This is a genomic window from Candidatus Pelagibacter sp. Uisw_130 (genome assembly GCF_047722505.1).
In the GTDB taxonomy this organism is placed as follows: domain Bacteria; phylum Pseudomonadota; class Alphaproteobacteria; order Pelagibacterales; family Pelagibacteraceae; genus Pelagibacter.
Window position 1 is genome coordinate 204,350 of sequence record NZ_CP159814.1, and the last position, 13,375, is coordinate 217,724.

Here is a 13,375-nt window from a genome sequence, read left to right on the forward strand (position 1 = left end):
ACTAAATGAAAAAATATTACACAAGAGTGTGTAATTTTGCTTATGGTAAATCTTCGATTGAACTAGTTAAAAAAAAAGAAAATCTCCCACTAAATGGTAATAAGAAAATTTCCTTTGGACAAATTGAAATTCTTACACGAACTTCAATTGAAATAATTGATCTTAAGGATATAAAAAAATTACCTAAACCACTGAAAGAAAAAATTAATAAAGATCTTAAGATTATTGTTAAAAAAAGTAAAAATTTTGCTAGTTTAAATTTTAATAAAATTCCTAATATAATGGGTATATTAAATTTAACACCAGATAGCTTTTCTGATGGGGGCAAGTTTAATAAAAAAAAAACAGATATATCTCATGCAAAAAATTTGTTTAGATCCGGAGCGGACATTATTGATGTTGGTGGAGAGTCAACGAGACCTGGATCTAAACCTGTAAGCAAAAAAGAAGAATGGAATAGAATAAAAGAAATATTAAAAGATGTTAATAAAAAAATTCCACTATCATTAGATACAAGAAAATCAGAAATCATGAATAAAGGGATTCAGTTAGGAGTTAAACTTATAAATGATGTATCAGGGCTAAGTTATGACTCTAAAACAGTTGGTGTATTGAAAAAAAATAAAACTCCATTTGTAATTCAACATTCACAAGGTACACCAGAAAAAATGCAAAAAAATCCTAAATATAAAAATGAATTATTAGATATTTATGATTTTTTTGAACAAAAGATTAAATTTTTAAGGTCTATGGGCATAAGACACAATAATATCATGATTGATCCAGGGATTGGCTTTGGAAAAAATTTGAAACATAATATGAATTTAATTAGGAATGTTTCTATTTTTCATACTCTTGGTTTTCCTATACTACTTGGACTTTCTAGGAAAAGATTTATTAAGGATTTATCTGGAAAAAATGACAGCAAGGAAAGGTTAGGTGGAACAGTGGCCTCTTCCATGTATGCAATAATGCAAGGAGTTCAAGTTCTAAGAATTCATGACGTGAATGAATTAATACAAAGTATAAAGATATTTAAAGAATTAATTAAAAACTGATGGCAAAAAAATATTTTGGAACAGATGGAATAAGAGGTGCCGTTAATAGTAAAAATATTAATGGAGATATGTTTTTTAAATTTGGACTTGCAACAGGAACTTACTTTAAAACTCAAAAAAAAAAGAAACAAATAGCAATAATTGCTAAAGATACGAGACTATCAGGGTATAGTTTGGAACCTGCACTAGTATCAGGGCTTACATCAGCTGGTATGCACGTTTATACATTGGGCCCACTTCCAACCAATGGTTTAGCGATGTTAACCAAAACTATGAAAGCTAATATGGGAATTATGATTACGGCATCTCATAACCCATATCATGACAATGGGTTAAAGTTATTTGGACCTGATGGGCTAAAACTGTCAAATAAGATTGAAAAAAAAATTGAAACTTTAATTGATCAAAAAATTGAAAAGTCATTTTCAAAACCAAAAAAATTAGGTCGTGTAAAAAGGTTAGAAACTGCAAATAAAGATTATATAAAAATTTTAAAAAGTAATTTTCCAAAAGATTTTAATCTTAGGGGTTTAAGAATAGTGATTGATTGTGCAAATGGTGCTGGATACAAGGCGGGACCCGAATTGCTAAAATCTTTAGGTGCCAAAGTATTTTCAATTGGGATAAATCCTAATGGACTTAATATTAATAAGAATTGTGGCTCTACGTTTCCAAATAAAATTAAATCTTCAGTAAAAAAATATAAAGCGCATATAGGAATCTCTCTGGATGGTGATGCTGACAGAATTATTATGTGTGATGAAAAAGGAATTATAATTGATGGAGATCAAATAATTGCCGCAATAGCAATGAGATGGAAAAGAAAAAAAATGTTAAGAAGAGGTGTAGTTGGTACTTTAATGTCTAACTATGGATTAGAAAAATTTTTTAAACTACATAATATAAAATTCTTAAGATCAAATGTAGGAGACCGTTTCGTAAAAGATAAAATGCAAAAAAATAATTTTAATTTAGGTGGTGAACAATCTGGGCATATTATCTTAGGCAAATTTGCAACTACTGGAGATGGCTTACTAGTTGCTTTAGAAGTTTTATTTTCCTTAAGAAAAGGAAAAAAAGCTAGTAGTTTTTTTGATACTTTTAAGAAAACTCCACAAATATTGGAAAATATCGACGTTAAAGACATAAGTATAATTAAAAATATTAATATTAAGACTTCTATAAAATTAGCAGAAAAATTAATTAAAGGACAGGGTAGAATATTAGTTAGAAGCTCAGGCACTGAAACTAAAATCAGAGTAATGGGAGAGAGTAATAATAGTAGATTACTTCAAAAATGTTTGAAAATTGTGTTAAAAAAAATTAAATAAATTGATACCAAAATCTAAAATATTAGTTATTGCTGGATCAGATTCATCTGGTGGTGCTGGCATTCAAGCTGACATTAAAACCATCACTGCTTTAGGTTCGTATGCAATGACAGCAATAACGGCTGTCACAATTCAAAATACAACAGGTGTAAAATCAATAGTACCAATCGATCCAAAGGAAATTTCAAATCAAATAGAATTTACTGCAAAAGACATTAAACCTGATGCTGTAAAAATTGGAATGTTGCACTCTACAAAAGTAATAAAATCAGTAATTCACTCACTAAACCTTATTAAAGCTAAAAAAATAATTTTAGATCCTGTTATGGTTGCTAAAGGTGGTGCAAAACTTATTGATGATAAAGCAATTCAATTATTAAAAAATGAACTAATTAAAAAAGTTAGTTTAATAACTCCCAATATTCCAGAGGCCGAAATATTAACGAATACTAAAATAAGAACAAAAGAAGATATGATTTTTGCTGCCAGTATATTAATTAAATTAGGAGCAAAAAATGTTTTTATAAAAGGTGGTCATTTAGAATCTAAAATTGTCCAAGATATTTTTGTTAATAAAAATGAAATTTTCATTATAAAAAATAAAAGAATTACAACCAGGAATACACATGGCACAGGTTGCACTCTTTCTTCTGCTATTTCTACATTCTTTTCATGTGGAAAAACCTTAAAGAGATCTTGTGAGCTCGCAACTAAGTATGTACACAATTCAATAAATTCAAACCTTAAATTTGGTAAAGGTCATGGACCTATCAACCATTTAAGTTCAGTAACAATAGAAAAAAAATTTAGATAATGAAAAATGTTGTAGTTGTTGGATCTCAATGGGGTGATGAAGGAAAAGGTAAAATAGTTGACTGGCTATCAGACCAAGCAGATGTTGTTATTCGTTTTCAAGGAGGACATAACGCTGGACACACATTAGTAATTGATGGAATAACTTATAAATTAAGACTACTACCTTCTGGAATTGTAAGAAAAAATAAAATTTCTATTATAGGAAATGGAGTTGTTGTTGACCCTTGGGCATTATTAGAGGAAATAGAGGAAATTAAATCTATGGGTGTTGAGGTTAATGTAGATAATTTTATAATTTCAGAATCTGCAAATCTTATTTTACCATTTCATAGAGAGATGGATGAAATAAGAGAAGATGCTGCTGGAAAAGGAAAAATTGGAACAACAAGAAGAGGGATCGGACCAGCTTATGAAGATAAAGTGGGAAGGAGATCAATCCGTGTTATGGATCTAAGATCTGAAACTAATCTAGACCATAGATTAGAAACAGTACTTCTTCATCATAATGCAATTAGAAAAGGGTTGGGTAAAAAAATTTTTGAAAAAGATAAACTTAAAGAAGAACTTTTAAAGATTGCTCCAGAAATATTAAAGTTTTCACAACCTGTTTGGCTTAGAATTGATGAATTTAAAAAACAAAAAAAAAGAATATTATTTGAGGGTGCGCAAGGAATACTACTTGATGTAGACCATGGAACGTATCCTTTTGTAACATCATCTAATACTGTTGCATCTGCTGCTGCCACAGGAACTGGTTGTGGTCCTAATTCTATTCATTATGTGCTTGGAATAACAAAGGCCTACACCACTAGAGTTGGCGAAGGACCTTTTCCTACAGAGTTAACAGATGACATTGGAGAGTTACTTGGTTCTAGAGGTAAAGAATTTGGTACTGTCACTAATAGAAAAAGAAGATGTGGTTGGTTTGACGGTGTTTTGGTTAGACAAACAATTAAAATTTCAGGTATAGACGGAATAGCATTAACTAAATTAGATGTTTTAGATGAATTAGATGAAATTAAGATGTGTGTTGAATATGAACTTGATGGCAAGAAAATGGATTACCTGCCAGCTGCAGTTGAGGATCAGTTAAAAATTAAGCCGATTTATAAAACTTTCCCTGGATGGAAAAGTTCTACCCAAGGAATAAAAAATATTGAAGCCTTACCAGAAAATGCTAAAAATTATATTTATGCATTAGAAAATTTTATAGGGACGAAAGTTTCAAGTATTTCAACAAGCCCTGAACGAGAAGATACAATTCTTTTAGAGAATCCTTTTGTGGTTTAGTTTACTGGAAGTAAATTTTTAGATTTAGCAGATAGCAACATGTGTTTTTGAAGCTTTTCAAATGCTTTGTTTTCAATTTGCCTAACTCTCTCTCTGCTAATTTCATATTTTTTGCTTAAATCTTCAAGCGTTGTAGGCTCATCATTTAATCTTCTAGAGTACAAAATCTCTCTTTCTCTTTCGTTAAGAATTTTTAAAGAATCTTTAAGTAAGCTTTGTCTTTGACCCATTTCTTCTTGATGTGCAAATTTAAGATCATGGTCTAGCTCTTTATCTACCAACCAGTCTTGCCATTCGTCACCATCTTCTCCAACTTGAGCATTTAAAGAAAACTCTTTACCAGAAAGTCTTCTATTCATTGACACCACTTCATCTTTTTTAACATCTAATTTGTTAGCAATTTCGTCTACATGTTCAGGTCTTAAGTCACCTTCAGACTGAGGAGCGATTTGATTTTTAATTTTCTTTAAATTAAAAAATAATTTTTTTTGTGCAGTTGTTGTTCCTATTTTTACCAAACTCCAAGATCTTAGAATGTATTCTTGGATAGAAGCTCTAATCCACCACATTGCATAAGTTGCCAATCTAAATCCTTTCTCAGGTTCAAATTTTTTAACAGCCTGCATTAATCCTACATTTCCCTCTGAAATCATTTCGTTTACTGGAAGACCATATCCCCTATAACCCATCGCAATTTTTGCAACGAGTCGAAGGTGGCTAGTAACAAGTTTTTCTGCAGCTTTAACATTACCTGTTGCCTTCCAATTTTTTGCTAGCATATATTCTTCTTCAGCTGCCAACATAGGAAATTTTTTAATTTGTTCCAGATAAGCAGATAAACCACCTTCATTAGATAGTGCTGGAAGATTACTATTCATTGTATTACCCATAAGTTGTATTTATTTAATTAACTATAGTATTATTTCAAGGTTTTATTTGTCAGTATTTCTAAGCAATACTAAAATATTTTCAAGTTCTTGTGGCAAAATTGAGGTAAAAGTCATTTCATCATTAGTTTTAGGGTGAATAAAGCCCAGTTTTTGCGCGTGCAGAAATTGTCTATCCAATTTATAAATTAGGTTTTCTAAACTAGTATCGATATTTTTAAGTTTTTTATATTTTTTTTTATATTTTCCATCACCCATAATGCTGTTGCCCATATGTGTCATGTGAACTCTTATCTGATGCGTTCTTCCCGTTTCCAATCTACATTCGACCAAACTTAGTGTGGGTGTTTTATCATTTTCAAAAATCTCTATAGTTTTGTAATTAGTGATTGCTCTTTTACCTTTAGAACTACTAACCTCCATCATTTGTCTATTTTTTGAACTTCTAGTTATGAAGGTATCAATTTTCCCAGAAGAAGGTCTAAGTTTTCCCCAAATTAAGAGCCGATAAACTCTTGTAATTGTGTGCTCACTAAATTGATGAGATAAATTTTCATGTGTTACGTTATTTTTAGCTATAACTATTAATCCAGAAGTATCTTTGTCTATTCTGTGTACAATACCAGGTCTTAATTCATCTCCAATTGTAGATAGTGAATCTTTATTATAATGCATTAAGGCATTAACAATTGTTTCATCATAATTACCCGCACCTGGATGCATAATTATTCCAGCTGGCTTATCAATTACTAATAAATCATCATCCTCATAAACAATTTCTAATTTAAAATCATAAGGTTTTAAAGATGCTTCTTTGGGTTCTGGAATTTGAAGATCAATTTTATCACCAGTAGATATTTTTTTTGAAGGACTGTTAACGACTACATTATTTAATTTTAATTTTTCTTTAAGAATTAAATTTTTGATTCTAGTTCTACTAATCAACCCCTCTCTTTTGTTAACGAATACATCAAGTCGAAGGTTATTCTCATCTGTTTCAACTATTAAATTAATGTTTTTTTCCATAAAATGTAATATTAATACTATATGCGCTGCTAGCTCAACTGGATAGAGCACCAGATTTCGAATCTGGGGGTTATAGGTTCGACTCCTATGTGGCGCACCACATCCAAACTAGATATCTAGTACTTTGATGCCCTCCGCAATCTATCATTTATAGCTTTACCAAGACCTATATTAGGAATTTTTTCCACAGCAATTGATTTATAGCCTTCATTTTTTATATTTCTTAGACATGAGTAGAGGTTCTTTGCTGCTTCATCTAGGTTGTTTTTAGTAGTTAAATAAAAATAATTTTTGAGTTTAGTTTTTTTTCTCTTAATCATTATAAAAGCTTCATCATTTTTTGGTTTTGTGACATTCATGCGTAAAGGAATACCAGGAGAATAATGCAATTGAGATTGACCAGGAGCTATTTTTTTTTTAGGATTAATAGATAAACTTATCTTAAAACCCAAAGTTTTTTGAATTTTTAAGATATCTAGACCACCCAATCTTAGTATAGATGGTCTCCCTATAAGGTTAACTATTGTAGATTCTATTCCAATAGCGCATGCACCTCCGTCTAAAATATATTTAATTTTATTACCAAATTCTTCTTTAACATCTTTTGCTTTAACAGCGCTTACTTTTGTTGTGATATTAGCACTGGGCGCAGCTAATGGATAATCTAACTGTTTTAGTAAATCTTTAAATATTGTGTGTTTTGGAAATCTTACTGCTAAACTTTTCTTATTATTGGTAACATATTTAGAAATCTTAGAATCTTCCCTTAATTGTAATACGTATGTTATTGGGCCAGGAGAGAATTTTTTATAAAGTTTAGTAAAATTATCATTTATTAGGCAATCTTTTTTAAGAGAATCGATATCGTGATAATGTACGATTAAAGGGTTGTTTTTTGGTCTTTTTTTTAAATTAAAAATCTTTTTTACTGCTGAATTCTTGTATGCATTAGCTGCTAGACCATAAACAGTTTCAGTAGGTACGCCAATACAGTAATTTTTATTAAGGTATTTTTTTGCTTTTTTGATATTTGATTGATTGGATTTCATGTATTAATAATTATTATTATATGAAAGATAAAAATTTACCACCTGATAATAACACGCAGTCTCTTGAGGAACTAACAAAAGAAGCAAATAATATTATTGAATCTTTAGAGTCAGAAAAAGACTTACAGAATTCAATTGATTCATACCAGCAGTTATTAAAATTAAATAATACTATTGAAAAAAAATTCTATAAAACTTCAAAAATGATCAATGAAGAAACAAAAAAAAAAATTAACAATATAAGTTCAAAAAAAAATGCAAAATAAACTTGCTAGAATAGCAAAAGATACAAACTTATTTTTAAAGCGATTTATTAAAGGACAAAAAAGAACAGAATTAGTTGCAGCTATGGAGTATGGCTTATTTCCAGGTGGAAAAAAAATTAGATCAAAAATTTTATTTGATATAGGAGCTATATTTAAAATTAATTATAAAACATTAATTGTTATTGGCGCAGCAGTTGAGTGCATTCATGCTTATTCATTAATACATGATGATTTACCTTGTATGGATGATGATAAAATACGAAGAGGAAAAATTTCTACGCACATTAAATTTGGAGAATCAACAGCGGTACTTGCAGGAAACTCACTTTTAACAATGGCTTTTGAAATCTTGGTTAGTTCGAACTTAAAGATAAATGAAAAGATAAAAGTAGATCTAGTAAAAAAACTATCTGAGTCTTCTGGACATTTAGGAATAGCTGGTGGACAGTATTTAGATCTTAGTTTTGAAAAAAAAAAAGTTTCTAAAAGTAAAATTATAGAGATGGAAATAAAAAAAACTGGTAAGCTTTTTAGCTTTTGTTGTGCTGTTCCAATTATTATTAAGAGAAAAAATGATAAACAAATAAAGTTTTTTGAAAATATAGGGTCTAATATTGGACTTTTATTTCAAATTGCTGACGATTTAATAGACTTTAAAGGCTCTACAGCCATTGCTGGTAAAATAACAGGTAAAGACAAGAAAAAAGGTAAAGCTACTTTAATCAGTTTACTAGGATATCAAAATGCTATTAAGTATGCTGACAAAATTAAGTCTAAAATAATTAAAGATTTAAATAAATATAGTTCAAACACTAATAGTTTAAATGAAACCTTAGACTACATTCTAAAAAGAAATAAATGATGCAAGACTACAAGTTTTTAAAAGATATTAAATTTCCTTCTGATTTAAGAAAATTATCAGAGAGTGATCTTCAAGAGGTTTCTAATGAGGTTAGAAAAGAGATGATTGATGCAGTATCTGAAACGGGAGGACATTTAGGTGCAGGTCTTGGGGTTGTTGAGCTAACTGTTGCCTTGCATTACGTATTTGACACTCCAAATGACAGGCTGATTTGGGATGTGGGTCATCAAACTTATCCACATAAAATTTTGACTGGAAGAAAGTCAAAAATTAAAACTTTGAGACAAGGTAATGGATTGTCTGGTTTCACAAAAAGATCTGAGAGTGAGTATGATCCATTTGGTGCAGCACATAGCTCAACATCAATATCATCTGCTCTAGGTATGGCCGAAGCAAGCAAATTATCTAATAAATTAAACAATATAATTGCAGTCATAGGAGATGGTGCAATTAGTGCAGGTATGGCATATGAGGCAATGAATAACGCAGGTGCTTCAAAAACTAAAATGATTGTTATCTTAAATGATAACGATATGTCGATTGCAAAACCAGTAGGTGCTATGAGAACCTATTTAGCTAAACTTTTAACAGGAAAAATTTATTTTAGTTTAAGAGAAACTTTTAAATTAATAGCTTCTGCTTTTTCCAAAAGATTTAGTGCAAAAGCTGGAAAAGCTGAGGATTTTTTAAGATCAGCTGTAACTGGTGGTACTCTTTTTAATTCTTTAGGTTTTTATTATGTTGGTCCAATAGATGGACATGATTTATCTACACTTATACCAATTTTAAAAAATGCAAGAGACTCAAAACATCAAGGCCCAATAATGATTCATGTAAAAACTCAAAAAGGTAAAGGCTATTCTTATGCTGAAAAAGCTAGTGATCATTATCATGGTGTTTCAAAATTTAATGTTGTAACCGGTGAACAGGTGAAAAGTGGAACAAACCTTCCAGCTTATACAAAAGTTTTTGCAAATACCTTAGTTAAACATGCAGAAAGAGACAGTAAAGTTGTAGGCGTTACTGCTGCTATGCCAGGAGGAACAGGTATGGATATTTTTGCTAGAGATTTTCCAAAAAGAATGTTTGATGTTGGAATTGCTGAACAGCATGGAGTGACTTTTGCTGCAGGACTAGCAACGGAAGGTTATAAACCATATGTTGCAATCTATTCGACTTTTTTACAAAGAGCTTATGATCAAGTAGTTCATGATGTCGCTATCCAAAGTTTACCTGTGAGATTTATAATAGATAGAGCAGGCTTGGTAGGTGCTGATGGATCAACTCACGCTGGTTCATTTGATATTACTTATCTCTCTACTCTTCCTAATTTTATAGTAATGGCACCAAGCGATGAGTCAGAATTAGTTAAAATGATAAATACATCTATGATTATTAACGACAAACCTTGCGCTATTAGATACCCAAGAGGAAATGGCATTGGAACGGAATTACCATCTATAGATGAAAAAATAGAAATAGGAAAAGGAAGGATTATTCAAGAAGGAAAACAGGTTTGTATTTTAAGTATAGGAACTAGATTGGAAGAATGCAAAATCGCAGCTGCAGAATTAAAAAATAAAGGAATTGAATCAACGATAGTTGATGCACGTTTTGCTAAACCTTTAGATCAAGAGCTTATTTTAAAGTGTGCGAGAGAACATGAGGTAATGATTACTGTAGAAGAGGGGTCTATTGGAGGTTTTGGCTCTCATGTAGAAAATCTATTATCAGAAAAAGGTATATTTGATAAAGGTTTAAAATTTAGAACTATGATACTGCCTGATATTTTTATTGAACAAGACAGTCCAAAAAAAATGTATGATGTTGCTGGTCTTAATGCATCTCAAATATCAAAAAAAATACTAGATATTTTATTTACAAAAGAGTCAATAAAAGTAGTTAAAAATTAAATTTAAAGAAATTAGCTACACTGAGCTTTATTCATCAGATAATGGTCTAATAAAACGCAATTCATCATTGCTTCTCCCACTGGTACTGCACGAATGCCAACACAAGGGTCATGCCGACCTTTAACAGAAATTGTAGTATTTTTTCCAAACTTATCTATAGTTTTTCTAGTTGTTAAAATCGATGAAGTTGGTTTAACAGCAAATGAAACAACAATTTCTTGTCCCGTTGAAATACCACCAAGAATTCCACCAGCATTATTGGAATCAAATTTTAATTTTTTACCTTTTTGTGAAATTTCATCTGAGTTTTGTTCTCCACTTAATTGCGCAGAGCTCATTCCCGAACCAATGTTAACACCTTTAACAGCATTAATACTCATCATTGCAGAAGCAATATCCATATCTAATTTAGAATAAATTGGAGCACCTAAGCCAACAGGAATTCCTCTAGCTTTTACCTCAATAATTGCACCACAAGATGATCCAGATTTTCTTATATCTAGCAAATATTTTTCCCAAATTTTTAGCATATTTTTATCGGGACAAAAAAAGGGATTTTTATTAATTGTTAGATCGTTCCATTTGCTAGTATCACATCCCAATATTCCCAGTTGAGTAACAGCACCTACAACTTTAAATTTTTTACCTAATTTATTCTCTAAAACTTTTTTAGCAATTGCACCTGCAGCAACTCTTGCAGCCGTTTCTCTTGCAGAGGATCTTCCACCACCACGGTAATCTCTTATTCCATATTTCTTAAAGTACGTAAAATCAGCATGACCGGGTCTAAATTTATCTTTGATATTTCCATAATCTTTTGATCTCATATCTTGATTGTAAATAATTAAAGAAATAGGCGTCCCAGTCGTTTTGCCTTCAAATACACCTGATAAAATTTGTACTTTATCATCTTCTTTTCTCTGTGTTGTAAATTTTGATTGTCCTGGTTTTCTTTTATCTAGCTCAACTTGAATATCTTGCTCTTTTAAGTTTATATTAGGTGGGCAACCATCAACGACGCAGCCTAATGCTGGGCCATGAGATTCTCCCCATGTTGTGAAACGAAATTGCTTTCCAAAAGTATTAAATGACATTATCTATAGTATATAGATTATTTTGTTAAAATTATGAATCAAAAAAACTCATTAGGCCTTAATAAATGCTTTTTAGATAAAATAGATCCAATAGATTTATTTGAAGTTTGGATGAATGTGGCAAAAAAAACAGAATTAAATGATCCAAATGCACTAGCTTTAGCCACATCAGATGAAAATAATTCTCCATCAATTAGAATGGTCTTATTAAAAGACTTTAACAAAGATGGATTTGTTTTTTATACCAATCTAAATAGTCAAAAAGGAAATGAATTAAAAAATAACCCGAAAGCATCAATGTGCTTTCATTGGAAAAGCCTTCTAAGACAAGTAAGAATTAATGGAATGGTACAAAAAGTTTCTAATGAAGTGGCGGATGAATATTATAACAGTAGAGGTTATGAGAGCAGAATTGGAGCATGGGCCTCAAAACAAAGCACTATATTAAATAATAGAGATGAGCTTTTAAGCTCAATAGAAGAATATAAAAAAAAATATAGTAATAAAAATGATGTTCCAAGACCAGAGCATTGGTCAGGTTGGAATTTAATACCTACGAGTATAGAATTTTGGTTAGATGGAGATAGCAGAATTCATGAAAGACTTAAATATACCAAAGATAATGAGGATAACTGGGTTAAATCTTTATTAAGTCCTTAAAAGGTTCTTTGTAGACTAAACGAAGTGAGACTTTCTAAAATCTTTTTTTCATCACTATCTTTAAATACAGTTAAAGAATTTGATGCAAGATTAATAAAATGTTCAGCTTTTTTGTGACACTCATTGATTATGTTGTATTTTTTAATAAGCTCTAAAGTAAAATTTAAATCTTCATTTGATCTTGGCTCTTGCTTAAAAATATTTTTCAATTTATCTTTTTCTACTGGTGATACATTTTGAAATAATAAAATCACAGGTAGTGTAATTTTACCTTCAAGAAAATCTTTACCAATTTTTTTACCAAAAAATTTTAGATCAGAATTATAATCTAGGGTGTCATCAGCAATTTGAAATGTTAAGCCTAAGTTTTTTCCATAAAACTCTAGTGCTTCTTTTTCTTTTGTTTCTTTGTTAGATAAAATTGCACCAACTTTAGTTGCTGCAGAAAAAAGTTCAGCTGTTTTTGCTGTAATAATCTTAAAATAGGTTTCCTCCAACATATCAACTTCATCCTTGTGTTGTAGTTGTAATACTTCTCCCTGAGCAATCTTTGACGAAGTTGAGGATAAAAGTTTTAAAACTTCTATATTCCCATCATCAACCATCATTTCAAAACATCTACTTAAAAGATAGTCTCCAATTAATACAGAAGAGTGATTCCCCCAAATTGAATTTAATGTTTTCTTACCTCTTCTAATATTTCCAAGATCAATGACATCATCATGCATTAAAGTTGCCCCATGTATCATCTCTACACATGCAGCTAAATTAATGTCTCGGCCTCCTTTAGTGTAGCCACACAACTTAGCAGAACCAAGAGTTAATAAAGCTCTTAATCTTTTTCCACCAGAGTCAATATGATATTCAGTCATTTTTTGAACCAGATCAACTTCACTTAGGAGTTTTGATTTAATTTTTTCTTCAACTAAAACTAATTTTTCATCTACTGAATCTTTTAGTTGATAATATGAATTATTTATTTGGTTTCTTAGCTGAACTACAGTTCCCATAAAAAATAAGTTAGTATAATTAAGTTATATTTATTACTTATCAATTGACGCACCTCAATCTTCAACTATAAGTAGGCTTTATATTAAATCAAAAAATTCTATAAGGATTAACA

At 30.4% G+C, this 13,375-nt stretch carries 13 protein-coding genes and 1 tRNA gene; 9 read left to right on the forward strand and 5 right to left on the reverse strand.

Features of this window, described 5'->3' with window-relative positions:
* Positions 1–5: 5 nt before the first annotated feature.
* From folP to ABXT55_RS01115, 4 genes are read left to right on the forward strand one after another with little or no spacing between them, the layout of a single operon-like run.
* Complete coding sequence (gene folP / locus ABXT55_RS01100; RefSeq protein WP_415284923.1) at positions 6–1,058, forward strand: dihydropteroate synthase; 1,053 nt, start codon at positions 6–8, stop codon at positions 1,056–1,058.
* Positions 1,058–2,389, forward strand: coding sequence for a phosphoglucosamine mutase (gene glmM / locus ABXT55_RS01105; protein WP_415284924.1), 1,332 nt, complete (start codon positions 1,058–1,060; stop codon positions 2,387–2,389). Before folP ends, glmM begins: the two co-directional genes overlap by 1 nt.
* A gap of 1 nt (position 2,390) precedes the next feature.
* Entirely contained in the window at positions 2,391–3,203 is an 813-nt protein-coding gene (thiD, locus tag ABXT55_RS01110; RefSeq protein ID WP_415284925.1) for a bifunctional hydroxymethylpyrimidine kinase/phosphomethylpyrimidine kinase, read from the forward strand.
* The gene (locus ABXT55_RS01115; RefSeq protein ID WP_415284926.1) at positions 3,203–4,495 is read left to right on the forward strand and encodes an adenylosuccinate synthase; all 1,293 of its coding nucleotides are present in this window, start codon (positions 3,203–3,205) and stop codon (positions 4,493–4,495) included. The genes thiD and ABXT55_RS01115 overlap by 1 nt, the downstream gene beginning before the upstream one ends.
* On the opposite strand, the gene rpoH is transcribed toward ABXT55_RS01115, so the two are convergent.
* Both rpoH and ABXT55_RS01125 read right to left on the reverse strand, forming a co-directional pair.
* A complete protein-coding gene (gene rpoH / locus ABXT55_RS01120; protein WP_415284927.1) occupies positions 4,492–5,373 on the reverse strand; it encodes an RNA polymerase sigma factor RpoH in 882 nt (293 codons plus the stop codon). The two genes, ABXT55_RS01115 and rpoH, sit on opposite strands and share 4 nt — an antisense overlap.
* Before the next feature lie 54 nt (positions 5,374–5,427).
* Entirely contained in the window at positions 5,428–6,408 is a 981-nt protein-coding gene (locus ABXT55_RS01125) for an RluA family pseudouridine synthase (RefSeq protein ID WP_415284928.1), read from the reverse strand.
* Between the two features lie 23 nt (positions 6,409–6,431).
* Between ABXT55_RS01125 and ABXT55_RS01130 the strand changes: the two genes are divergently transcribed.
* Positions 6,432–6,508, forward strand: a tRNA-Arg gene (locus ABXT55_RS01130).
* Between the two features lie 16 nt (positions 6,509–6,524).
* Here the strand turns inward: ABXT55_RS01130 and ABXT55_RS01135 are convergent.
* Entirely contained in the window at positions 6,525–7,457 is a 933-nt protein-coding gene (locus ABXT55_RS01135) for an L-threonylcarbamoyladenylate synthase (protein WP_415284929.1), read from the reverse strand.
* 20 nt (positions 7,458–7,477) lie between these two features.
* On the opposite strand from ABXT55_RS01135, the gene ABXT55_RS01140 reads away from it, so the two are divergent.
* Genes ABXT55_RS01140 through dxs form a run of 3 tightly spaced genes read left to right on the forward strand, consistent with a single transcriptional unit; the run spans position 7,478 to position 10,498 of the window.
* The gene (locus ABXT55_RS01140; RefSeq protein WP_415272057.1) at positions 7,478–7,723 is read left to right on the forward strand and encodes an exonuclease VII small subunit; all 246 of its coding nucleotides are present in this window, start codon (positions 7,478–7,480) and stop codon (positions 7,721–7,723) included.
* Positions 7,713–8,585: a polyprenyl synthetase family protein gene (locus ABXT55_RS01145; protein ID WP_415284930.1), complete on the forward strand. Its 873-nt coding sequence runs from the start codon at positions 7,713–7,715 to the stop codon at positions 8,583–8,585. The genes ABXT55_RS01140 and ABXT55_RS01145 overlap by 11 nt, the downstream gene beginning before the upstream one ends.
* Positions 8,585–10,498, forward strand: a complete 1,914-nt coding sequence (gene dxs / locus ABXT55_RS01150) for a 1-deoxy-D-xylulose-5-phosphate synthase (protein ID WP_415285442.1) — start codon at positions 8,585–8,587, stop codon at positions 10,496–10,498. Before ABXT55_RS01145 ends, dxs begins: the two co-directional genes overlap by 1 nt.
* A gap of 11 nt (positions 10,499–10,509) precedes the next feature.
* Here the strand turns inward: dxs and aroC are convergent, their stop codons facing one another.
* Entirely contained in the window at positions 10,510–11,592 is a 1,083-nt protein-coding gene (aroC, locus tag ABXT55_RS01155; RefSeq protein WP_415284931.1) for a chorismate synthase, read from the reverse strand.
* Positions 11,593–11,625: 33 nt separating this feature from the next.
* Between aroC and pdxH the strand changes: the two genes are divergently transcribed.
* Positions 11,626–12,252, forward strand: a complete 627-nt coding sequence (gene pdxH, locus ABXT55_RS01160) for a pyridoxamine 5'-phosphate oxidase (RefSeq protein ID WP_415284932.1) — start codon at positions 11,626–11,628, stop codon at positions 12,250–12,252.
* Here pdxH and ABXT55_RS01165 read toward each other — a convergent pair.
* Complete coding sequence (locus ABXT55_RS01165; RefSeq protein ID WP_415284933.1) at positions 12,249–13,262, reverse strand: polyprenyl synthetase family protein; 1,014 nt, start codon at positions 13,260–13,262, stop codon at positions 12,249–12,251. The genes pdxH and ABXT55_RS01165 overlap by 4 nt on opposite strands.
* Positions 13,263–13,375: the final 113 nt, after the last annotated feature.